Origin of the sequence: Aeromonas sp. 5HA1 (genome assembly GCF_029237245.1) — a bacterium.
Lineage (GTDB): Bacteria > Pseudomonadota > Gammaproteobacteria > Enterobacterales > Aeromonadaceae > Aeromonas > Aeromonas salmonicida.
Genome location: NZ_JAACFW010000013.1, coordinates 80987 through 102171, shown reverse-complemented (window position 1 = coordinate 102171; position 21185 = coordinate 80987). Strand labels below are relative to the sequence as shown.

Here is a 21185-nt window from a genome sequence, read left to right as displayed (position 1 = left end):
CTGTTACACCCAGAACACCGCTTATGAAGTACATCGAAGAGTTCTATCTGTTCGTCAAGGTGGTGCAAGAGGGAGGCTTCTCCCACGCAGCTGCCGCACTGGGCATGCCGACCGGCACCATCAGCCGACGTATTTCTCAGCTCGAAGAGCAACTCGGCTGCTCTTTGCTGCACAGATCCACCCGCAAGCTCCGCCTCACCGATGAAGGGCTCAGATATTACGAGCGCCTGTGCACCCCGCTGGCCGAGATTGAACAGGCCACGGGGGAGATCCAGGGGCGGGAAGCCGATATCAATGGCGTGATCCGTCTCGCGGCGCCGATCGCCCTCTCCAATACCCTCCTGGTCGACATGCTGGCAGATTTCGGTCTGCACTATCCTGAAGTACAGTTCGACATCACCCAGACCAATGATCATCAGCACCTGTTTGATAACGATAGGGATCTGGTGTTTTTCAACGGTGAGCTGCCGCAATCCATGACCAATGCCCTCTGCCTTGGTCACATCGAATATGGCCTGTTCGCCTCCAGGCTGTATCTGGAGAAAATGGGTACGCCAGCCCACCCAGCCCAGCTGGAAGAGCATTCGCTGATCTACTGCTGGCCCCACCAGCACTGGCAATTGATCGGCCAGGATGACCAGATAATACAGATAAAGCGCGCCGCCAAGCTGACCGTCAACCAGACACAGGCGGCCGTCAGGGCAGCCAGACGGCATCTGGGTATCGTCAATGCCCCGCTCCATTATGTGCACCCATTCTTGCAAGATGAGCAGCTGGTGGCCGTGCTGCCGGACTGGAAAACCGGCCATCGCCCCTTCTACATGGTGCGCTGCCAGCCTCAGTTTGCCCCGCTGCGTGTTAAGATGTTCGCTGAATTCGTTGAAAAATACTCGGCGCACTACCGGAACCGCCAATGGGACAACCAATTTTCACCGGCAACCAGTCTGTCCCATTGCATCTGACCGTGAGCGGGCCACACTTATAGCAATCCTCGTTGACCAGGCCAGCCTAACACTATGAATGTATTGATATGTGATGACTCAGGATTCGCTCGTAAACAGCTGGCCCGTGCCCTTCCCGCTGACTGGGATGTGACGCTGCATTACGCCGCAAACGGACTCGAAGGGATAGAGCAGGTACTGATGGGGCATGGCGACCTGATCTTTCTGGATCTGACCATGCCGGAAATGGACGGCTACGGTGTGCTGGAGACCCTGCAACAGGAGGGACTGCGCAACAAGGTTTTCGTCGTCTCTGGCGACATCCAGCCTGAAGCACATCAAAGGGTCATGAGCCTCGGTGCGCTCGATTTCATCAAGAAACCCGCAGCCCCCGAAACCCTGACCGCCCTGCTCAGGCAACACGGCTTGTGGCAGCCAAACGGCGTGGCCTCGACCCCCGCTCCCCTCCTCACCGGTATAGCAACAGCTGAGCCCGATGCCGATGTTGGCATCAAGATCAGCCCCGAGATCCGCGACGTGTATCAGGAGCTCGCCAACGTCTCCATGGGCCAGGCCGCCGATTTGCTGGCGCGCCTGCTCAATGCCTTCGTGGTACTGCCCATACCCAACGTCAACGTGCTGGAGGTCTCCGAGCTGCACATGGCCCTCTCGGCCGCTGCCGATTCGGATACCCTTTCCGCTGTCTGCCAAGGCTTCATCGGTGCCGGTATCGCCGGCGAAGCGCTGATCCTGTTCCACGACTCCAGTTTCAACGACCTTGCCAGGCTGATGAACCACCAAGGTGCGCTGGATCGCAATGCCGAGCTGGAGCTCTTGATGGACACGGCCAACGTGCTGATCGGTGCCTTCCTGCGCGGTTATGCCAGCCAGCTCGACACCCCCTTCAGTCAGGGCCACCCTGTGGTGCTCGGCCAGCACAGACCCATCAAGGACCTCATCAACACCAACAAGAGTCTCTGGCGTCGTACCCTGGCCATCGAGATCAACTACCGGGTCCAGGATTACGCAGTGCAGTGTGACCTGCTACTGCTGTTTACCGAAGATTCCATCGCCACCATGAACAACAAAATCATGCACATGCTCTAGGGAGTGACCATGGAAATTCGTGAATTTCATTGGCTGATGAACATAGTCCAGAATCTGGACGTGGGGCTGGTGGTACTCGACAAGGAGTACAAGGTGCAGGTGTGGAACGGCTTCATGGAGAGCCACAGCGGCCGGATGGCGGGTGAGGTGCGCGATGGTGTTCTGTTCGAGCTTTTCCCCGACGTTGACAGGGCCTGGTTCGAGCGCAAGGCCAACATGGTGTTCCAGCTTAACAACCGCGCCTTCAGCACCTGGGAACAGAGACCCTACCTGCTGCGTTTCTCCAACTATCGCCCCATCACAGGCTCGGCTCCCCATATGTTCCAGAACCTGACCCTGGTGCCGCTGGCCGATTTTGGCGGCCAGGTGACCCACATTGCCGTGATGATCTACGATGCCACCGACGAAGCCATGCTGATGACAGGGCAACGGCAGATATGATGAACAAGGCCATGCAGTAACAAAACAGGGCGCCGAAGCGCCCTGTTTCATTGCATTATCACGCGCCGAGATACTCGGTAAAGGCGTCGATCACCTCTTCGATGTCGTCGTCATTGATCTGCAGATGGGTCACCAGCCGCAGCTCGCCGTAACCGGAGAAGAGGATCCCCCGCTCCTTCATGAAGGCCAGCAAAGGCGCACTCTCGCCACTCGTCAGTTGCAAGAACACCATGTTGGTCTGCACCTGGTCCAGATCCAGCCTGACGCCCGGCAGCACCGCCAGCCCTTCGGCCAGCCGTCTGGCACGGCGGTGATCATCGCCAAGGCGTACCACATGCTGCTGCAGGGCAAACAGACCGGCCTGGGCCAGGATCCCCGCCTGACGCATGCCGCCACCCACCATCTTGCGCAGCCGTCTGGCACGAGCGATGAAGGCATGAGAACCCACCAGCAGCGATCCCACCGGCGCTCCCAGTCCTTTGGAAAGACAGATGGAAATGCTGTCAAATGGCGCGGCCAGCTCACGCACCGAATGGCCACTCGCCACGACTGCGTTGAACAGGCGAGCGCCGTCCAGATGCAGCAGCAGGCCGTGCTCGTTGACAAACTCGCGCATCTCGTGCAAATAGCTTAGCGGCAACACCTTGCCGTTATGGGTGTTTTCGAGGCAAACGAGGCGAGTCTGGGCAAAATGGGCATCGTCAGGGGCAATAGCTGCGCGCACGTCGGCCAGCGCCAGTGAGCCATCGGCCTGCATGGGCACGGGTTGCAGGGCCACAGACCCCAGCACGGCAGAACCCTGAGCCTCGTAGCGATAGATGTGGGCTGCCGAGCCCAGCACGGCACCTTCCCCACGCTGGCAATGGCTCATCACCGCCAGCAAGTTGGACATGGTGCCGGATGGCAGGAACAGCGCGGCTTCTTTGCCAAGCAGGTCGGCGCCATAGGCTTCCAGCCCATTGACGCCCGGATCCTCCCCATAGACATCGTCCCCAACCTCGGCATGGAGCATGCTCTGACGCATGGCATCCGTGGGTTGGGTGACAGTATCACTTCGTAAATCGATATAGCGCATGACATCCCTCCTGGTGCAGGAGGATGACGTTAACCATGACACGTCTCCTTGGCAAGGCTGCCATCATCAGAATGTGAAGCACATGGTGTCTGCCAAACGGCGGAAAAACCGGTATGCCATCCGGTTAAATGCATATGGTGAAAAGTGAGCACCAATACTTGGAAACGACGCTGAAAATACGCCATCGTGATGACAACAAAGACATTTATTACACCTGTAATAACAAAGAAATATGAGAAATAGATCACAAAACACCATCGAATTATAAGGGGATGCATATTTACCCTTATCATAAGATGCATTTTCTATGCATTAAAACAAAAAATCAAAGCATCCTTTTATAGAGGTTTACTACATGATCGGATTGATTAATTCACTCCCTGTTCATACTTTTACAAATACCATCAGAACAGTTGGCTGCCAAACCATTGATACTAAACAATATGATTTAATATAACGGCAACAGGGCCGTAGATCATGAGGTGTCTCATTTCAAGGTTTCGGAGAAACGGGGGCAATAGATATCTGTTCCCATTCCAACCCACGTAAGCGCATGTCATGCACTTGCATCAAGAAAGGAAACTAACAGATGCAAAAATTTCATAACATACTGTTTGTCAGTCAAGGCTTGGTGGATGAGACAGAAGCCCTGACACAAGCAATAAGCCTTGCTCGTAACAATCATGCAGTGCTGAAAGCACTGGTGGTATGCCCTGATTTTCCCAAGCAAATGAAGGATTATAGAGAAAAATATGAAGCCTCGCTCAAAGAGCAGCTAGCCCAGGTCATCCAGACGACCCGTGACATCCTGAAGGTCAACGAAGGGGATGTGCCGGTGCAAATCGAGGTTGAAAGCGGAGATACCCCCTCTATTCGGATTATTCGTCATGTATTGAAGCACTCTCATGATTTGGTAGTGAAAGCCACAGACCCCAAAGAAGGTGGCAAAGGCTTCAAAGCAATCGACATGGAGTTGCTGCGTAAATGTCCATGCCCCATCTGGCTTACCCGCCCCATTCATAGGCACCGCAATACGATGCGCGTTGCCGTGGCGATTGACCCAAAGAGTACGGCCCCTGAGGGACGTGACCTTTCACTTAACCTGTTGACCCTTTCGCGGTCCCTTGCTGATACATGCAGCGGAGAACTGAATGTACTTTCTTGCTGGGATTATGAGTTCGAGGATTATCTGCGTCAAAATGTATGGATAAAAGTATCAGATGATGAATTAACCAAAAGTATCGATGCCGCGCAAAATGAACATAAAGCAGCCCAGGCGCACTTATTAAAAGAGTCAGGTATTCAAGGAAATCTACAGATCCACCACATTCGAGGGCAAGCTGAACACGTCATTCCACAATATGTGGCAGACCACCAAATCGACATTTTGGTGATGGGGACAGTCGCCAGAACCGGCATTTCCGGGTTCTTTATTGGGAATACCGCCGAAAATGTCGTACAAAAACTTGAGTGTTCCTTGCTGGCACTGAAACCAAACGGATTCGTGTCTCCTGTGATGGCTTATTAATAACGGGGGTTGGAAATGCAGCCTGTGCAACCAGAACAAGATCCCGTCCTTTGGCATAGCATCACATCAGATTGTGCCCTCAAGCGACAAGCATCTTCCTGCTCAGGTCTGAGCCAGAACGAAGCCAGTGATCGACTGGCCAAATACGGCGAGAATCGCTTGCCGCAGACGGCCAAGCGTAGCAACTTCATACGCTTCTTGCTGCATTTCCACAATATTCTCATTTATGTCCTGCTTGCTTGCACTGTGGTGACTGCCGCGCTGGAGCACTGGGTTGATACGAGTGTGATTCTGGCCGTCGTCATCGCCAATGCTCTGATCGGCTTCATTCAGGAGGGCAAGTCAGAAAAAGCGATGGATGCCATCCGCCATATGCTGGCACCCAATGCGAATGTCATTCGCGATGGGCAGCGCATCAGTATTGCAGGCGATCAACTTGTTCCTGGCGATATTGTATTGCTGGAGGCGGGCGACAAGGTGCCTGCCGATCTGCGGCTACTCACAGCGCTCGGATTATCGGTGCAGGAGGCGATTCTGACCGGTGAATCTGTGCCGGTAGAAAAACACAGTGAACCAGTGGTGGAGAACGCACCGCTCGGTGACCGATGCTGCATGGCGTTCTCCGGCACCATGGTGGCCAGCGGACAAGGTAAAGGTGTCGTCGTCGCGACGGGAGCTAGTACCGAGATAGGACGCATCAGTGGCCTGCTTTCAGGTGTAGACGTGCTCACAACCCTTCTGGTGCAACAGATGGGTGTATTTGCCAAATGGCTCACCATACTGATCCTGCTGATCGCGTCGTTGTTGCTCGGATATGGTTACTTTGTCGGACATCAAGACTTTACCAGCATGTTCATGGCGGTGGTGGGGTTGTCAGTTGCCGCCATCCCCGAAGGCTTGCCCGCAGTGCTCACCATCACTCTTGCCGTGGGCGTACAAGCCATGGCGAAGCGCAATGCCATTGTGCGCCACCTGCCAGCGATTGAAACCCTCGGCTCTGTGTCCGTCATCTGCACTGATAAAACCGGCACCCTGACCCGCAACGAAATGATGGTAGCCTCAGTGCTAACCCATCAGCATATGTTCACGCTGGAGGGCGAAGGTTATGCGCCTGAAGGCGCCTTGACACACGAGGAGGCTCGGATTGCACCGTCTGAACATGCCGTATTGGAAGAACTGGCCCGCGCAGCCGCACTTTGCAACGATGCCGCCTTACGCGAGCATGAGCAGGTGTGGACAGTAGAAGGTGACCCAATGGAAGGGGCGCTGCTTGCCTTCTCTGGAAAAATGGAGATGGATATTCGCAAGGAGTAGGCAGCCTGGACACGTACTGATGCTATTCCCTTCGATGCCAAACACCGCTTCATGGCAACCCTGAACCATGATCACGAACGCCATGGGTTTATATTCGTCAAAGGTGCGCCAGAGCGGATCCTTGCCATGTGTGCGGCTCAGCGCAGTACCAACAACAAGACAGAAGCGCTCAATACGGCCTACTGGAACGACAGAGCAGAAGACATTGCCGCACGCGGACAGCGTGTGCGGGCCTTCGCCGTGAAATCGGTCAAACCCGAGCACACTGTATTGGAACACAGCGAGGTTGAAGGCACGCTCACATTGCTGGGCATGGTAGGTATGATTGACCCGCCGCGTACCGAGGCAGTAACGGCCGTGGCAGAATGTCACTGTGCAGGCATTCGGGTGAAGATGATCACCGGCGATCACGCCAAGACAGCGGCGGCCATTGGCAAGCAGATTGGCCTGCAAAACGCTGACAAGGTACTCACTGGCGCAGACCTTGACAGCATGGATGATGCATCACTCCAACAAGCCGTTTTGCACTGCGATATTTTCGCCCGTACCAGCCCTGAGCATAAATTGCGGCTGGTAATGGCTTTGCAATTCCACGGCATGACGGTCGCGATGACGGGAGACGGGGTGAACGATGCCCCTGCCCTGAAGCGCGCCGACGCCGGTATTGCAATGGGAAAAAAGGGCTCGGAAGCCGCCAAGGAGGCCGCCGAATTGGTACTGGCGGATGATAACTTCGCCTCCATTGTCGCCGCAGTGCGCGAAGGGCGAACCGTGTATGACAATATAAAGAAAGTGATCAGCTGGACACTGCCCACCAACGCAGGCGAAGCCATGACCATCATCATAGCGCTGTTGCTTGGTGTCACACTGCCCATCACGCCGATTCAGATTTTGTGGATCAACCTTATCACGGCGGTCACCCTCGGCATTGCGCTGGCGTTTGAGCCGACCGAAGAAAATACCATGCGCCGCCCACCACGCCCTCGCCATGAGCCTATCTTAAGTGGCGAGCTGGTATGGCACATCGTATTGGTTTCTCTACTTTTTCTCTGCGGAGTGTATGGGATCTATTCATACGCAATGGATAGCGGCTATTCTGTCGAGCTCGCCCGCACACTGGCGGTGAATACACTGGTAGTGATGGAAATCTTCCATATGTTCTTCATCCGCAATATCTATGGCACGTCGCTGACATGGCAAGCGGTGAGAGGAACCAAGACAGGATGGACAACCGTTATCATCATTGTCATTGCACAATTCGCCATCACCTATTTGCCTGTGATGCAGGCCATATTCGCCACAGAGTCAATCCCCTTCTGGGATGGCGTCTTGGTCATTGCCATTGGTGTCGCGCTGTTTACCATTATTGAAACCGAAAAGCAGATTCGTCTGGCATTTAAACGCATGAAGGGAACAGGACAGCCGGTTTAGTCTTTTACAGACAGACCCGCGTGTCATCTATTAACCATACCCTGAACCCGGGTGGTATTGGCTAGTTGCACAATCTGTCAAAAGATAACGTGAAATCCTGGTTATCTTGTTTCCAGCAGATGCTCTTCTACTTGGGATGGTTATCTGAAGCACTCGACGGGGATCTGAATTAACCGCCAGCCCCAGTGGCAGGAGACTATCCGAGTTGACTCAGCCAGAGTGACAAAACGGTTTACCAAGGCAAGGGCACCCCATTCAGATCCAAGAGTTGTCCCGATTGGTTCAAAGATAATCCATTGAGTAGATTAAGCAGTTTGACGGCGACCTCGGCTGGGTTCTGCCACTGTTCTGCTGGCAGCTCCGTCAAGAAGGGAGTATTCATCGGGGAATCCATCAGCCCGGGAGCCACGGCAATAACGCCAGCTTGCGGGAAACTGCGCGCCCACTCATGGGCAAGGGTCCTGACCCCCATGTTGAGGGCCGCCTTGCTCATGCGGTAGCTGTAACGTTCCCCTTGTTCATTTGCGCCTATGGCTCCCGCCAGATCAGAAATGGCACAGAGCCAGACTCGGCTATCCTCCGCCATCAGGCGGCCAAGCCGGGCAGCCACGGCCAGGGTGGGCCAGGCATTGGCCAGCAGGCTGTCACACAGCCACTTGGGATTGACCTCCTCTACCCGCTTCTCCGGCATGAAGTTGATATCGTGCAACAGGCCTATGGTGTTGATCACCACGCTCGGCAGCGCGACTGTGTCATAGAGGGTGAACAGCGCATCGAAAGAGAGCGGATCCACCTCCTGCAACGGAAAGTAGCAGGCCGGATCCAGCCCTTTTGGCAGTTGCCTGCCCGCCAGTACCAGCTCCTCTCCACGGGCTGACAGCTCCCTGGCCAGCGCCGTGCCCAATCCACCACTGCCCAAGATCAGATAGCCCATCACCCTCTCCCTGGATTGACTGCCTGCTTAGAGGTTATCAGAATAATGACCGCTTGCCGCCAAGGGAAGGCGGTAACCCCTATACGGCTTTATGCCTCACCCAGATGTTTGCCAAATTCCCGTGCCAGCGCCAGATCCAGAAAACCATCTGCCTTCTTGTGGCTGCGCAAGAACTGGTAATACGCGAGCAGGGTGACCAGCTGTTTTTCATCTGGCAGGGATTGCTCGGGAACCAGCTCCTGCAGCAGGGTGCCGGCGGCGGCCAACGCCTCCCGATCCACCACTTCCGCCTGTCGATAGAGGTAGCCACAGCCGGTGGCGAGCCACTCCAGCGAACAGTTGGCTCCCATGGCAATCTGGTTTGCCTTGCCAAGGCCGGGCTCGGCTCCCTTCAGGTACTTGCGGATCAGGGCTTCACTCAAACCCACCTTGCGGGCGAAAGCGCTGACACTGCCCTCCCCGATCAGACTCTGCAACCGCGCGGCAAATCCGTCCATCATGCATCCCGTCAGAACTAAAGTTCGAATGAACAAAAACCACATTATTGCCTTGCCAGGCAGAAGAGACCAAGATGCTGGCAGCATTTATTCCCCAAGGAGTCACCCATGTCTGTATCTCGCCTCGCCCTGCACGCCCAGGGCCCGACCTTCTCTCGCCTTATCATGGGCTACTGGCGTCTGATGGAGTGGCAGCTCTCCCCGGCCGCCCTGCTCGATCTGATGAAGTACCACCTGGACCTGGGGGTGACCACCATAGATCACGCCGATATCTATGGTGGCTACCAGTGCGAAGAGGCATTTGGCAATGCTCTGCGCCTGGAACCCTCCTTGCGTGACCGGATGGAAATCGTCAGCAAGTGTGGCATCGCCCTCACCGCCAAGCCTGAGCATGCCCTCAACCACTACAACACCGGCAAGGCACACATCATCGCCAGTGCCGAGGACTCCCTGCGCAAACTCGCGACCGATCACCTGGATTTGTTGCTGATCCACCGTCCGGACCCCCTGATGGATGCCGATGAGGTGGCCGATGCCTTTATCAGCCTCAAGCAGGCGGGCAAGGTGAAACATCTGGGGGTGTCCAACTTCAGTGCCCGCCAGTTCGAGCTGCTGCAGTCCCGCCTGCCCTTCCCGCTGGTCACCAATCAGCTGGAGATATCGCCCCTGAATCAGAGCACGACGCTGGATGGCACCCTGGATCTCTGTCAGCAACTGCGCATCAAGCCCATGGCCTGGTCCTGCCTGGGTGGCGGACGCCTGTTCGATGGCCAGGAGTATGCTCCGCTGCGCGCCGAGCTCGAGCAGATCCGTCATGAAGTGGGAGCCCAGAACATAGAGCAACTGGTGTACGCCTGGGTAATGATGCTGCCGAGCCAGCCGCTGCCGCTGATTGGCTCAGGCAAGCGGGAACGGATTGCCGCTGCCGTGGCAGCCGAGTCCATAGCGCTCACTCGCCAGCAGTGGTTCCGCATTCGCAAGGCGGCGCTTGGTTACGACGTACCCTGACCCCTGCTTGATGGCACAAACAAAAACGGCATGGGAAAACCCATGCCGTTTTGCATTAACGAGGCAACTCAACGATGACGCTGGGGGCGACCACGTGGTGCATCTGTCTTCGGTTTGGCTTGGTTGACTGTGATGGTACGGCCACCGATCTCGGTGCCATGCAAACCGGCGATGGCCTTTTCGGCATCGCCATTAACAGGCATTTCAATAAAGCCAAACCCCTTGGACTGACCGGTATCTCGGTCGATGATGATATCGACCTTGTCTACCTGTCCAAATTGGCTGAACACGGTTGTCAGTTCGTCGGCCGTCATCCGGTACGACAGATTACCTACGTAAATCTTCATGCCATCCACTCTCGATTCAAGGTGCCTTCTCTATCCCATCACCAACACAAAGGTAAGGGCACAACCCCCATGCCGGACCTGCCAGGGCGTCATGCCTTGGCACTCCCCGTTCTGCTCACTCAAGTCATTGATCTCTTGGGTGAACAGAACAGGCAAGATCAATTCGAGTCACTGGCAGTATCTGAGCTTTGAGATGGATTGTCGAGAAAATAGTCAGCTCAAACCGGGAGCAGCTCGTTCAGCACACCCTTGATCGCCCGGCGGCTATGCCAGGCTCGTTTAAAGCCAAAGCGGTAGATGCCAGGGGCAACCTCATGGGTCCCTTCGCGGCTCAGCCCCATAAGCGTGGTCGCCGCAGCAAGCTGCGCACCATCGAGCCTAAGGTCAAGACTGAACGCCAGCCACTGACCGTCATGACCTACCTTGTATTCCCGCTCTATGGCCACCAGCGCCGTTTTAGGCAAGGCCAGGGCCTGATCATCGCTGCCGTTGAGCAGAAAGAGGTGCTCGTCATCCCAACCCAGTTCGGCCAGCCGCCAGCGTTGCCAACTGCGTGGCAGAGAGACCAGGATCCCTGTGATGCCCCCGAATGTCACCCCAACCCAGTGGAGCAACCCCATGGCACCCCGTCCATACCACAAGGAGGCAGCCACCACGCCCCAACTCGTCAGCAACAACAGAAAAATGACGCAGCGATAGGGCATTGCCGGCGGCATCAGCAAGCGAACCCCGGGGGTTGCCAGCAAGGATGTAATTCGCATGAAAGGTTCCTGTGACCGTGAAATGGCGCCATTGTGAATAGACCTCACGGGGCTGACAAGGGGGTTTTCTTTGTCATCCTCCTATAAAATCAATACCATGGCATCATTGATACTCAATGGAACTTGTTTCTTGACCAGCTCGCAGCCCTGTGTGCGCTTTTGTGGCGTCAACAAATTCTACGGTGACTTCCAGGCCCTGCATCAGATTGACCTCACCATAGCGCGAGGGGAGAAGTGGGTTATCTGCGGCCCGTCAGGCTCTGGAAAATCCACGCTGATCCGCACCATCAATGGCCTGGAGGGAATAGACAGTGGCCAGCTGTTCCTGTTTGGCGAGCCCGTTACCCCCGCCTACCTGCGTCGCCTGCAAGGGCGAGTCGGCATGGTGTTTCAGCAGTTCAACCTGTTCCCCCATATGACGGTGCTGGAAAACCTGATGGTGGCCCCTGTACATACGCTGGGACTGAGCACGCAAGCGGCCAAAACCCGTGCCCTCGGCCTGCTGGAACGCGTACGCATTCAGGCCCAGGCCGACAAGTACCCCCACCAGCTCTCAGGCGGCCAGCAACAGCGCGTGGCCATCGCCCGCTCCCTCTGCATGCAGCCGGAACTGATGCTGTTTGATGAGCCTACCTCGGCCCTCGACCCCGAGATGATCCGCGAGGTACTGGATGTGATCCGCGAGCTGGCAGACGAGGGAATGACGCTTATCTGCGTCACCCACGAGATGGGTTTTGCCCGCCAGGTGGCGGATCGTGTGCTCTTCATGGATGAGGGCAAGATCATCGAATCCGCCCCGCCGGCTCAGCTGTTCAGCAAGCCTGCCCACCCGAGAACCTGTGCCTTTCTCGAGCAGGTGCTCAGCTACCATGGCTGATACCCGACCCACCCGCCTCGCCAGCTGGTTGCTGGCAATCCTGTTGCTGATCCTGCTGCTGGGCTGGGTGCTCTACAGTGGTGCCCATCAGATGGGTTATGAGTGGCAGTGGCAGCGGGTCGGCCCCTTTCTCGGGGAGTGGGAAGATGGCGACTTCTACCCTGGCCCACTGCTCAGCGGCTTGCTGGTGACCCTGCAAGTAGCCTTGCTCAGTCTGGCAGGCACCCTGGTCGTCGGGTGTTCCGTCGTCAGCCTGCGTCTGCTTCCCTCTCGCCTGGGCCCCTGGCTTGCCGTCACCTATCTGGCGCTGGTGCGCACCACGCCCCAGCTGGTGCAACTCTATATCCTCTATTTTCTGCTGGGCCCCATGTTGGGACTGGCCCCGCTCGCCTGCGCCGTGCTGAGTCTCTCCCTCTATCAGGGGGCCTTCACCGCCGAAGTATTGCGAGCAGGAATACAGGCCATCCCCAGCGGACAGTGGGAGGCAGCACGCTCTCTTGGGTTGTCACGGGCCATCACACTGCGCAAAGTGATACTGCCGCAGCTGGTTCGTATCGTACTGCCTCCGCTCACCAACGAGCTGGTGTCCCTCATCAAGCACTCGGCGCTGGTGAGTGTCATCGCCATCTTCGATCTCACCAACGAAGGGCGTACTCTGGTGGCCGATACCTTCCTCACCTTTGAGGTGTGGTTCACCGTAGCCGCCCTCTATTTGCTGTTGACGCTGACACTGTCAGCCTGTTCGCGGGCGCTCGCCCGTCATCTGGATCCGGAACAACAAGGACGCTAACCATGTCACTCTCGTTCAAAACCGCCCTGTCGGGCGCAGCACTGCTATTTACCACTCTTTTTACCCCTGCCCAGGCAGAAGGCGAGGCATCTGCCACCCTGGCGCAGATAGAACAAAGCGGCACCCTGCGGGTTGGCATGTCCACCTTTGCCCCCTGGGCGATGCGCGACAAACAAGGCGCCCTCATCGGCTTCGAAATCGATGTTGCCCGCCGCCTGGCCACCGACAACGGCTGGCAGGTCGAATTCGTCCCCACCGCCTGGGATGGCATCATTCCTTCCCTGCTGGCAAAAAAATATGACGTCATCATAGGCGGCCTCACCATCACACCCGAACGGGAGAAGAGCGTGCGCTTCACTCAGGCCTACTCCCACTCAGGCATCCAGCTGGCCGCCTCAAAGGCGCAGGCCCAGGACAAAAAGGCGCTGTCCGACTTCAACCAGCGCGGCGTGATCCTGGCGGTGCGCCGTGGCGCCTCACCGGTGCAGGTCGCCAAGGAGAACTTCCCCAAGGCGACCCTGCGCCAGTTCGATGATGAATCCCAAGTGTTTCAGGAAGTACTGAACGGCCGCGCCCACGGCGCCCTCTCCTCTTCCCCGAAACCGGAACAAGAGACACTGCGCCACCCCGAAGCTCTTTTTATGCCGTTTGCCGAACCGCTGTCGCAAGGCAGCGAAGGTTTTGCCCTGCGCAAGGGGGATGACGCCCTGGCCGAGCAGTTCAACGAGTGGATTGCCGCCCGTCAGGCCGACGGCTGGCTCAAGGCCCGTCATGACTACTGGTTCAAGTCGCTGGCATGGGAAGCCCAGGTCGCCAATCCCTGATGCTGATTGCCATCAAACGCGCTACCCGAGCCGTCGGCTGGCTCGACGGGATACTCATGCTGATACTGCTGCTGGCAGGCATGTGGCTTGCCAGCAGATTGCACCTTGGCGTGGCCTACCAATGGCACTGGCAGGCCGCCTTCGAGTTGCTGTTCACGCGCGGCCCCCAGGGTGAGCTGCCCTATTTTTTCAGCGGCTTGCTCACCACCTTGCGCATCGCCCTGCTCGGCATGGCGCTGGCGCTGCTGCTGGGCACTGCGCTGGGTCTGGCGGCATTCAGCCGCCGTCCCTGGCTGGTGTTGCCGGCGACCCTGTTCATCCAGTTGATCCGCAATCTGCCGCCGCTGGTGTTTATCTTCATTTTCTACTTCTTTATCGCCAATCAATTACTGCCGGCGAGCGGCCTCTCCCGCTGGCTCGGCACTCTGTCACTCTCCCCCTGGCAAGAGGCGCTGCTGGGCCCGCCCGCCAGATGGGAGAATCTCATCTCGGGCACCCTCTGTGTCGGCATGATCAGCGCCGCCTTCGTCGCCGAGATAGTCCGTGCCGGTCTCGCGGCCGTGCCCAAAGGGCAGTGGGAAGCAGCGCAGAGTCTGGGGCTCTCGCCCCGGGTGCGGCTGCGCCGGGTGATCCTGCCCCAGGCCATGTTGCTGATGCTGCCTCCCCTCACCGGCCAGCTCATCGCACTGGTGAAAGATACCGCCATCGTTTCCCTCATTTCGGTGCAGGAGCTCACCTTCGTCGGCACCGAGATGGCCAACTCCAGCGGGCTGGTTTATGAAATCTGGCTACTGGTGGCAGCCGCCTATTTATTGATATGTTTGAGTCTGTTTGTGCTGCTCAGCCGACTCGAAGCAAAACAAGGAGCCCATTGATGCTGACGTCCCTGTTACTGGCCTCTGTACTGCAGGCCGAGGCGATCGGCGGTTATGCCGCCGGTTGCCTCAAAAACGGCATGGCCCTGCCACTGGAGGGACCCGGGTATCAGGTGATCCGCACCAAGCGGTTGCGTTACTACGGTCATCCCGACCTCATCCACTATCTGCAGGGGCTGGCCAACCAGACCCGCATGGCTGGCATGCCGGATCTCTATATCGCCGATCTGGCGATGGCCCGCGGCGGCCCCTTTACCTCGGGCCATCGCAGTCACCAGACGGGTCTGGATGCCGACATCTGGTTTCGCATGGCCAACCGCCCCATCAGCAAGTGGGAGCAGGATGCCCCCAGGGAGTGGGCGCTGATCGACGAGCCCAGCTATCGGGTATTGCCGGGCCGCTTCGGCCCGGAGCAACTGAACCTGTTGCGACTGGCTGCCAGCAAGCCCGAAGTGGCACGCATCTTTATCAACCCCGTCATCAAGGGCGAGGTGTGCAAACGGGCCGCCGATGAGCCCTGGGTTGCCAAACTGCGCCCCTGGGTCGGCCACTTCAGCCACTTTCATGTGCGGTTGCGCTGCCCCGTCGGCAGCCCGGATTGCGAGCCACAAGCCCCCATTCCCCCCGGCAATGGCTGCGGCGCCGAGCTGGCCTCCTGGCTCAAGGACAAACCACAGCTACCCAAGGTCTCAGGTATCAACAAGATGCCCATCCTGCCCGCCCGTTGTGGCAACTGACCCCAAGCTGGTATGGTGGGCCCATATCCGCTAGAAATTTCAATGGAGAACAACAAGATGGCCACTTCACTCTGGCGCAGCACCACGCAGAGCCTGTTGACACTGACCCTGCTGCTGGGATTGACCGGCTGCGGCATGAACAATATTCCGACCCTGGATGAGCAGGTCAAGGCAAGCTGGGGCCAGGTCGAGAATCAGTATCAACGCCGCGCCGATCTCATTCCCAATCTGGTGGCCACCGTCAAGGGCTACGCCAGCCATGAGCAGGAGACCCTCAAAGCGGTCACCGATGCCCGAGCCAGGGTCGGCAGTGTGCAGGTGAGCGATCCGGCCCAGCTCAAGGAGTTTGAAGCGGCCCAGAACCAGCTCTCCAGTGCCCTCTCCCGCCTGATGGTGGTGGTGGAGCGCTATCCGGATCTCAAGGCAGATCAGCAGTTCCTCACCCTGCAGGCGCAGCTGGAAGGCACCGAGAACCGCATCTCGGTAGCACGTCGTGACTACATAGAGGCGGTGCGCCAGTTCAATACCGAGATCCGCACCTTCCCCGGCGTCATCTGGTCCAAACTGCTCTATTCGGATCTCGAAGCCAAACCGAGTTTCAGTGCCAAACCCGGGGCTGAAGAGGCGCCCAAGGTCAGCTTCCAATGAGCAAATTTGCCCGCTGGTTGCTGCCCTGTCTGTTGCTCTGGACCGCAGTACTGCAAGCCGCTCCCTACTTTCCGGCCCTCAGCGGCCGGGTCGTGGACGAGGCGAACCTGATGTCCCGCAAGCAGGCCCACCAGCTGACCCAGCAACTGGCCGCGTTTGAAAAACGCAGCGGCATTCAGCTGGTAGTGGTCTCCATCGACAGCCTGGATGGCGAGACCATAGAGGAGTACGGCTATCAGCTCGGTCGTCATTGGGGCATAGGCCAGAAGGGAAAGAACAACGGTGTGCTGCTGTTGATCGCTCAAGATGAGCGCAAAGTGCGTATCGAAGTGGGCTATGGGCTGGAGGGTGCCCTGCCCGATGCCATCGCCGCCAACATCATCCAGACCCGGATCCTGCCCGCCTTCAAACGTGGCGACATGGTTGCGGGCGTAGTGGCTGGCAGCCAGAGCATCATGCAGGCATTGGCGGGTGAATATCAGCCAGTGGACACCGCCAAGAAAGAGGACAAGCTGGGTGGTCCCTGGCTGTTCATTCTGATGGTGATTGTGATGATAGTGCTGCATAACCTGCGCGGAGGCGGTGGGGGTGGTGGCGGTGGTCGACGCCGCGCGGCTTTTCTGGCCGGTGGTTTTGGTGCCGGTAGCTTCGGCGGCAGAGGAGGTGGCGGCGGTGGCTTCAGCGGTGGCGGCGGCAGTTTTGGTGGCGGTGGTGCCTCCGGTGGTTGGTAACAGGAATAAAGAGACAGACCATGATTTCTAAACAGTTCTTTCACACCCTGCAGGCCAAGGTTCGCGAAGCGGAGCTGGAAACAGACGCCGAGCTGGTCACAGTACTGGCCCCGGCCAGCGACGGCTATCGCTACATTCCCACCCTGTGGGCAGCCCTGATTGCCATGCTCACGCCCCTGCTGGTGTTCGAACTCGGCTTCTGGCTCGGCTGGTACGAGATACTGCTGGCACAGTGGTCAGTCTGGTTGCTGCTGAGCATACTGTTCCACTGGACTCCCATCAAAATGTACCTGATCCCGAAGAAGGTACGCAGGCACAGAGCCGCCCTGATGGCGCGCCTGCAGTTTGTCGAGCAGGGGCTGCACCGCACCCGTGACAGGCTGGGGGTGCTGATCTTCGTCTCTGTGGCCGAGCACTATGTAGAGATACTGGTGGATGACGGCATCGCCCAGCATATCGACAATGACCAATGGCAGGCGATCATCGATGACTTCACCCGCCGGGTACGCAACAAGGAGGTGGAGCAGGGATTCCTCGAATGCGTGGAGCGCACCAGCGCCATCCTGACCGACGCCTTCCCGGCTACCCGGGATCAAAACGAGCTGCCCGACAGCCTGATCATCCTGGACAAGCCCTGATCGGGTGTAAAATACCGGCATTTTGTTCAAGGGATAGCCGCTCGATAAAGATTATGAAAAATAAGGGGAAAAGTGGTTGACCCAGACAGCCCTTTCCCCTAAATTACGCCCCGTTCCGGCGCAACAGCGCAGCGAACTCAGTGTTGGCCGAACACGTTAAACGCTGGTCAAAAATTTGGTGTGGTGTCCGAGAGGCTGCCCACCGGCGAAGTCGGCAAGAAAGCACGCACAGCGTGCTCCGAAAGCCACTTCAAAGCAGTAAAAATTTGGTGAGGTGTCCGAGTGGCTGAAGGAGCACGCCTGGAAAGTGTGTATACGGCAACGTATCGAGGGTTCGAATCCCTCCCTCACCGCCAAATTTAAAAGAACCGACCTGATGGTCGGTTTTTTGCTTTTGGGCCGGCCTATCCTCTGCTGCCGACTCTCCTTCCTCTACTCTTACCAAGATTGCATGCTGCAGTGTTGGCCGCTCTCCCCTCTGCCCGACAAAATTCCCTTCATTCCCCTCTCTCTGTGTAAACCCGCCATCTTTGCCCATCTCTACGAAACACTGTTTTGCGGGCTTGTTCCAGCCGTTGAAAATCATTCTCAAATGGGAAAATTGACCCTTGTAGCAAAAAACGATTTTACCCCCATCGATTAATTATTAATCCCCTGAAATGACATGTAAATCAGTATGAAAGTGCCATAATGCGTAACATTATTGTTAAGTCACGTGATTAATTTGGTTAGGGAAAATCTCTATGTTTGCTGATATTGCTGTTCAACATTGGGCTTTTGCCATTTATGTCATTGCAGCCATCTGCCTCTGTCTGGTGATGATCGGCCTCGCCGCCCTGCTGGGTGGCCGCGCCCACGGCCGTGCCAAAAACAAGCCCTTCGAGTCTGGCGTCGATTCGGTGGGTAACGCCCGCCTGCGCTTCTCCGCCAAGTTCTATCTGGTTGCCATGTTCTTCGTCATCTTCGACGTGGAAGCGCTTTACCTGTTTGCCTGGTCTGTTTCCGTTAGGGAAAGCGGCTGGGTCGGCTTCATCGAAGCCGCCATCTTTATCGGCTTGCTGCTGGTAGGACTCCTCTACTTGTGGCGTATCGGCGCCCTCGACTGGGCACCGAAAAAACGCGCCCTGACCGACAAGAAGCCTGACTGACTTACTGATTCTCTCTTTGAGGTTGCACCATGAAGTACACCCTGACCCGGATTGACCCGGATGCGCCCGTTGAGCGCTATCCACAGGAACAGAGCCAGACCGTCGATGACCCGCTGGCACAAGATGCGACGCGCGGCATCATGATGGGGCGTCTTGAGGAGGTGTTGCAAGACACCGTCAACTGGGGTCGCAAAAACTCCCTCTGGCCCTACAACTTCGGTATCTCCTGCTGCTATGTGGAGATGTGTACCGCCTTCACTTCCCCCCATGACGTGGCCCGCTTCGGTGCCGAAGTGATCCGGGCCTCGCCCCGTCAGGCGGATTTCATGGTGATCGCAGGAACTCCCTTCATCAAGATGGCGCCTGTCATTCAGCGACTGTATGAACAGTTGCTCGAGCCCAAGTGGGTCATCTCCATGGGCGCCTGCGCCAACTCGGGCGGCATGTATGACATCTATTCAGTGGTACAGGGGGTAGACAAGTTCCTGCCGGTCGACGTCTATATTCCGGGCTGCCCGCCCCGTCCCGAGGCCTTCCTGCAAGCCCTGATGCTGCTGCAGGATTCCATCGGCAAGGAACGCCGCCCCCTCTCCTGGGTGGTCGGCGATCAGGGGATCTACCGTCCCGACATGCCGGCCGAGAAGGACCGCAAACGGGGCGAGCGGATCAAGGTGACCAACCTGCGCACGCCGGATGAGATCTGACCATGAAACTGACTCGCGATTTTCCCAGCAATTACACCATGGCCCAGTGGCAACCCAGCGATCACCAGGATGCCCAGGTTGTCGGCGAACTGTTTGCCCACTTCGGTGCCGAGCGTTTCACCGTGCAGAGTACCCGTACCGGCGTACCCGTGATCTGGCTCGCCCGCGAACTGCTGCTGGACGTGGTGGGCTTTTTGCGCAAGCTCCCCTCCCCGTTCGTGATGCTGTATGACCTGAGCGCCACCGACGAACGGCTGCGCAGCCATCGTGACGGCCTGCCCCAGAGCGACTTCACCGTCTTCTATCACTTCATCTCCATCGACCGTAATGCCGATGTGATGCTCAAGGTGCCCCTTGCCGAGAGCGACCTGCATCTTCCCACCCTCACAGGCCACTTCCCAAACGCCAACTGGTATGAGCGGGAAGTGTGGGATCTGCTGGGCATTACCTTCGACGGCCATCCCCATCTGACCCGCATCATGATGCCCAAGAGCTGGCAGGGTCACCCGCTGCGCAAGGACTATCCGGCGCGGGCCACCGAGTTCGATCCCTTCATGCTCGATGCCGCCAAGCAGGACATGGAGCAGGAGAACCTGCTGTTCAAACCGGAAGAGTGGGGCATGGCCCGTGGCAACGAGAACGAGGACTATATGTTCTTGAACCTCGGTCCCAACCACCCCTCCGCCCACGGCGCCTTTCGGCTGGTGTTGCAGCTTGATGGAGAAGAGATCCGCAACTGCGTGCCCGACATCGGTTATCACCATCGCGGTGCTGAAAAGATGGGTGAGCGCCAGTCCTGGCACAGCTATATCCCCTACACAGACAGGGTCGAGTATCTGGGCGGGGTAATGAACAACCTGCCTTACGTGCTGGCAGTGGAGAAACTGGCCGGCATCAAGGTGCCGAACCGGGTCGACGTGATCCGGGTGATGATGGCGGAGCTGTTCCGCATCCAGAGCCACCTCCTGTTCCTTGGCACCTATATCCAGGACGTGGGGGCCATGACCCCTGTCTTCTTTACCTTCACCGACCGGCAGAAGATCTACACCATCATCGAAGCCATCACGGGTGCCCGCATGCACCCGGCCTGGTTCCGTATCGGTGGCGTGGCCCACGACTTGCCCAAGGGATGGCAGCGACTGGTGCAGGACAATCTGCTGAGCTGGCTGCCCAAGCGTCTGATGGATTATGAAAAAGCCGCCATGCGTAACAGCATTTTGCGCGGGCGCACCATTGGCGTCTCTGCCTACACCACTGAGCAGGCGCTCGCCTGGGGCACGACGGGGGCGGGTCTGCGGGCCACGGGCCTCAACTTTGACGTGCGCAAGTGGCGCCCTTATTCGGGTTATGACCAGTTCGACTTCGAAGTGCCGGTGGGTAGCAATGGCGATGCCTATGACAGGGCCACGGTACGCATCGAGGAGATCCACCAGAGCCTGTCGATCATAGAGCAGTGCATGAAGAACATGCCGGAGGGGCCCTTCAAGGCGGATCACCCCCTCACCACACCGCCCCCCAAGGATCGCACCCTGCAAGACATAGAGACGCTGATCACCCACTTCCTGCAAGTGTCGTGGGGCCCTGTGATGCCGGCCGCCGAGTCGTTCCAGATGATAGAGGCCACCAAGGGGATCAACAGTTATTACCTGACCAGCGATGGCTCCACCATGAGCTACCGGACCCGGATCCGCACCCCGAGCTTTGCTCACCTGCAACAGATCCCCTCCGTGATCAAGGGCAGCATGGTGTCGGATCTCATCGTCTATCTGGGCAGTATCGATTTCGTTATGTCGGATGTGGATCGTTGAGTCCTCGGGTAATCAAACCAC

23 protein-coding genes, 1 tRNA gene and 1 pseudogene are annotated in these 21185 nt (G+C 57.6%); 20 read left to right on the top strand and 5 right to left on the bottom strand.

All coding sequences use genetic code 11. The features are described from left to right. The first annotated feature begins 23 nt into the window (after window positions 1-23). From GWQ27_RS13255 to GWQ27_RS13245, 3 genes are read left to right on the top strand one after another with little or no spacing between them, the layout of a single operon-like run. Window positions 24-962, top strand: a complete 939-nt coding sequence (locus GWQ27_RS13255) for a LysR family transcriptional regulator (protein ID WP_275907550.1) — start codon at window positions 24-26, stop codon at window positions 960-962. A 54-nt stretch (window positions 963-1016) separates the two neighbouring features. Then, a complete protein-coding gene (locus GWQ27_RS13250) occupies window positions 1017-2048 on the top strand; it encodes a response regulator (RefSeq protein ID WP_275907549.1) in 1032 nt (343 codons plus the stop codon). Window positions 2049-2057: 9 nt separating this feature from the next. Continuing rightward, window positions 2058-2489, top strand: coding sequence for a PAS domain-containing protein (locus GWQ27_RS13245; RefSeq protein WP_162626294.1), 432 nt, complete (start codon window positions 2058-2060; stop codon window positions 2487-2489). Between the two features lie 58 nt (window positions 2490-2547). On the opposite strand, the gene ltaE is transcribed toward GWQ27_RS13245, so the two are convergent. Then, a complete protein-coding gene (gene ltaE, locus GWQ27_RS13240; RefSeq protein ID WP_275907548.1) occupies window positions 2548-3564 on the bottom strand; it encodes a low-specificity L-threonine aldolase in 1017 nt (338 codons plus the stop codon). Between the two features lie 589 nt (window positions 3565-4153). Here ltaE and GWQ27_RS13235 point away from each other — a divergent pair. From GWQ27_RS13235 to GWQ27_RS13220, 4 genes and pseudogenes are all read left to right on the top strand, one after another. Further along, window positions 4154-5092 (top strand): universal stress protein, encoded by a 939-nt coding sequence (locus GWQ27_RS13235; RefSeq protein ID WP_021140641.1) that lies wholly within the window; start codon window positions 4154-4156, stop codon window positions 5090-5092. A gap of 24 nt (window positions 5093-5116) precedes the next feature. Then, window positions 5117-6406 (top strand): HAD-IC family P-type ATPase, encoded by a 1290-nt coding sequence (locus tag GWQ27_RS13230; protein ID WP_275907547.1) that lies wholly within the window; start codon window positions 5117-5119, stop codon window positions 6404-6406. A gap of 18 nt (window positions 6407-6424) precedes the next feature. Beyond that, window positions 6425-6529, top strand: a pseudogene (locus GWQ27_RS13225) (hypothetical protein); the annotation flags it as partial. Window positions 6530-6532: 3 nt separating this feature from the next. Continuing rightward, window positions 6533-7837: an HAD-IC family P-type ATPase gene (locus GWQ27_RS13220; RefSeq protein WP_275907556.1), complete on the top strand. Its 1305-nt coding sequence runs from the start codon at window positions 6533-6535 to the stop codon at window positions 7835-7837. Window positions 7838-8069: 232 nt separating this feature from the next. On the opposite strand, the gene GWQ27_RS13215 is transcribed toward GWQ27_RS13220, so the two are convergent. Further along, window positions 8070-8771 (bottom strand): SDR family oxidoreductase, encoded by a 702-nt coding sequence (locus tag GWQ27_RS13215; protein ID WP_099992859.1) that lies wholly within the window; start codon window positions 8769-8771, stop codon window positions 8070-8072. Window positions 8772-8860: 89 nt separating this feature from the next. After that, window positions 8861-9268, bottom strand: coding sequence for a hypothetical protein (locus GWQ27_RS13210; RefSeq protein ID WP_005314974.1), 408 nt, complete (start codon window positions 9266-9268; stop codon window positions 8861-8863). A 108-nt stretch (window positions 9269-9376) separates the two neighbouring features. Between GWQ27_RS13210 and GWQ27_RS13205 the strand changes: the two genes are divergently transcribed. Further along, on the top strand, window positions 9377-10276 hold the full coding sequence (locus tag GWQ27_RS13205; protein ID WP_059113237.1) for an aldo/keto reductase family oxidoreductase: 900 nt from the start codon (window positions 9377-9379) through the stop codon (window positions 10274-10276). A 68-nt stretch (window positions 10277-10344) separates the two neighbouring features. On the opposite strand, the gene GWQ27_RS13200 is transcribed toward GWQ27_RS13205, so the two are convergent. After that, the gene (locus GWQ27_RS13200) at window positions 10345-10623 is read right to left on the bottom strand and encodes an RNA-binding protein (RefSeq protein ID WP_011898630.1); all 279 of its coding nucleotides are present in this window, start codon (window positions 10621-10623) and stop codon (window positions 10345-10347) included. A 218-nt stretch (window positions 10624-10841) separates the two neighbouring features. Beyond that, entirely contained in the window at window positions 10842-11384 is a 543-nt protein-coding gene (locus tag GWQ27_RS13195; protein WP_275907546.1) for a hypothetical protein, read from the bottom strand. A gap of 106 nt (window positions 11385-11490) precedes the next feature. Here GWQ27_RS13195 and GWQ27_RS13190 point away from each other — a divergent pair, with 106 nt between their 5' ends. The 12 genes from GWQ27_RS13190 to nuoC all read left to right on the top strand — a co-directional run bounded on the left by GWQ27_RS13190 (window position 11491) and on the right by nuoC (window position 21164). Beyond that, complete coding sequence (locus GWQ27_RS13190) at window positions 11491-12261, top strand: amino acid ABC transporter ATP-binding protein (protein ID WP_219592432.1); 771 nt, start codon at window positions 11491-11493, stop codon at window positions 12259-12261. Then, window positions 12254-13051, top strand: a complete 798-nt coding sequence (locus tag GWQ27_RS13185; RefSeq protein ID WP_017411548.1) for an amino acid ABC transporter permease — start codon at window positions 12254-12256, stop codon at window positions 13049-13051. Before GWQ27_RS13190 ends, GWQ27_RS13185 begins: the two co-directional genes overlap by 8 nt. Before the next feature lie 2 nt (window positions 13052-13053). Continuing rightward, entirely contained in the window at window positions 13054-13875 is an 822-nt protein-coding gene (locus GWQ27_RS13180; RefSeq protein ID WP_169045939.1) for a transporter substrate-binding domain-containing protein, read from the top strand. Continuing rightward, window positions 13875-14750, top strand: coding sequence for an amino acid ABC transporter permease (locus tag GWQ27_RS13175; RefSeq protein ID WP_058394108.1), 876 nt, complete (start codon window positions 13875-13877; stop codon window positions 14748-14750). The genes GWQ27_RS13180 and GWQ27_RS13175 overlap by 1 nt, the downstream gene beginning before the upstream one ends. Then, window positions 14750-15487 carry a penicillin-insensitive murein endopeptidase gene (gene mepA / locus GWQ27_RS13170; RefSeq protein ID WP_096119313.1) on the top strand — a complete coding sequence of 246 codons (738 nt, stop codon included), beginning with the start codon at window positions 14750-14752 and terminating at the stop codon, window positions 15485-15487. The genes GWQ27_RS13175 and mepA overlap by 1 nt, the downstream gene beginning before the upstream one ends. Before the next feature lie 42 nt (window positions 15488-15529). Further along, complete coding sequence (locus GWQ27_RS13165) at window positions 15530-16135, top strand: LemA family protein (RefSeq protein WP_005314946.1); 606 nt, start codon at window positions 15530-15532, stop codon at window positions 16133-16135. Beyond that, window positions 16132-16866 (top strand): TPM domain-containing protein, encoded by a 735-nt coding sequence (locus GWQ27_RS13160; RefSeq protein ID WP_169045937.1) that lies wholly within the window; start codon window positions 16132-16134, stop codon window positions 16864-16866. Before GWQ27_RS13165 ends, GWQ27_RS13160 begins: the two co-directional genes overlap by 4 nt. A 20-nt stretch (window positions 16867-16886) precedes the next feature. Beyond that, the gene (locus GWQ27_RS13155; protein WP_005314938.1) at window positions 16887-17504 is read left to right on the top strand and encodes a TPM domain-containing protein; all 618 of its coding nucleotides are present in this window, start codon (window positions 16887-16889) and stop codon (window positions 17502-17504) included. Between the two features lie 268 nt (window positions 17505-17772). Next, window positions 17773-17860, top strand: a tRNA-Ser gene (locus tag GWQ27_RS13150). Between the two features lie 387 nt (window positions 17861-18247). Beyond that, complete coding sequence (locus GWQ27_RS13145) at window positions 18248-18652, top strand: NADH-quinone oxidoreductase subunit A (protein ID WP_021140926.1); 405 nt, start codon at window positions 18248-18250, stop codon at window positions 18650-18652. Window positions 18653-18681: 29 nt separating this feature from the next. Beyond that, window positions 18682-19356 (top strand): NADH-quinone oxidoreductase subunit B, encoded by a 675-nt coding sequence (locus GWQ27_RS13140; RefSeq protein ID WP_005314925.1) that lies wholly within the window; start codon window positions 18682-18684, stop codon window positions 19354-19356. A gap of 38 nt (window positions 19357-19394) precedes the next feature. Continuing rightward, window positions 19395-21164 carry an NADH-quinone oxidoreductase subunit C/D gene (gene nuoC, locus GWQ27_RS13135; RefSeq protein ID WP_345893548.1) on the top strand — a complete coding sequence of 590 codons (1770 nt, stop codon included), beginning with the start codon at window positions 19395-19397 and terminating at the stop codon, window positions 21162-21164. The last annotated feature ends 21 nt before the right edge of the window (window positions 21165-21185 follow it).

Coding starts and splice junctions, on each gene's coding strand:
- GWQ27_RS13250 (WP_275907549.1), top strand. CDS start 1,017: ATGAATGTATTGATATGTGATGACTCAGGATTCGCTCGTAAACAGCTG.
- GWQ27_RS13180 (WP_169045939.1), top strand. CDS start 13,054: ATGTCACTCTCGTTCAAAACCGCCCTGTCGGGCGCAGCACTGCTATTT.
- nuoC (WP_345893548.1), top strand. CDS start 19,395: ATGGCCCAGTGGCAACCCAGCGATCACCAGGATGCCCAGGTTGTCGGC.
- GWQ27_RS13195 (WP_275907546.1), bottom strand. CDS start 11,384: ATGCGAATTACATCCTTGCTGGCAACCCCCGGGGTTCGCTTGCTGATG.
- GWQ27_RS13220 (WP_275907556.1), top strand. CDS start 6,533: ATGTGTGCGGCTCAGCGCAGTACCAACAACAAGACAGAAGCGCTCAAT.
- GWQ27_RS13165 (WP_005314946.1), top strand. CDS start 15,530: ATGGAGAACAACAAGATGGCCACTTCACTCTGGCGCAGCACCACGCAG.
- GWQ27_RS13215 (WP_099992859.1), bottom strand. CDS start 8,771: ATGGGCTATCTGATCTTGGGCAGTGGTGGATTGGGCACGGCGCTGGCC.
- GWQ27_RS13200 (WP_011898630.1), bottom strand. CDS start 10,623: ATGAAGATTTACGTAGGTAATCTGTCGTACCGGATGACGGCCGACGAA.
- GWQ27_RS13210 (WP_005314974.1), bottom strand. CDS start 9,268: ATGGACGGATTTGCCGCGCGGTTGCAGAGTCTGATCGGGGAGGGCAGT.
- GWQ27_RS13145 (WP_021140926.1), top strand. CDS start 18,248: ATGTTTGCTGATATTGCTGTTCAACATTGGGCTTTTGCCATTTATGTC.
- GWQ27_RS13175 (WP_058394108.1), top strand. CDS start 13,875: ATGCTGATTGCCATCAAACGCGCTACCCGAGCCGTCGGCTGGCTCGAC.
- GWQ27_RS13140 (WP_005314925.1), top strand. CDS start 18,682: ATGAAGTACACCCTGACCCGGATTGACCCGGATGCGCCCGTTGAGCGC.
- ltaE (WP_275907548.1), bottom strand. CDS start 3,564: ATGCGCTATATCGATTTACGAAGTGATACTGTCACCCAACCCACGGAT.
- GWQ27_RS13245 (WP_162626294.1), top strand. CDS start 2,058: ATGGAAATTCGTGAATTTCATTGGCTGATGAACATAGTCCAGAATCTG.
- GWQ27_RS13255 (WP_275907550.1), top strand. CDS start 24: ATGAAGTACATCGAAGAGTTCTATCTGTTCGTCAAGGTGGTGCAAGAG.
- GWQ27_RS13205 (WP_059113237.1), top strand. CDS start 9,377: ATGTCTGTATCTCGCCTCGCCCTGCACGCCCAGGGCCCGACCTTCTCT.
- GWQ27_RS13160 (WP_169045937.1), top strand. CDS start 16,132: ATGAGCAAATTTGCCCGCTGGTTGCTGCCCTGTCTGTTGCTCTGGACC.
- GWQ27_RS13155 (WP_005314938.1), top strand. CDS start 16,887: ATGATTTCTAAACAGTTCTTTCACACCCTGCAGGCCAAGGTTCGCGAA.
- GWQ27_RS13235 (WP_021140641.1), top strand. CDS start 4,154: ATGCAAAAATTTCATAACATACTGTTTGTCAGTCAAGGCTTGGTGGAT.
- GWQ27_RS13185 (WP_017411548.1), top strand. CDS start 12,254: ATGGCTGATACCCGACCCACCCGCCTCGCCAGCTGGTTGCTGGCAATC.
- mepA (WP_096119313.1), top strand. CDS start 14,750: ATGCTGACGTCCCTGTTACTGGCCTCTGTACTGCAGGCCGAGGCGATC.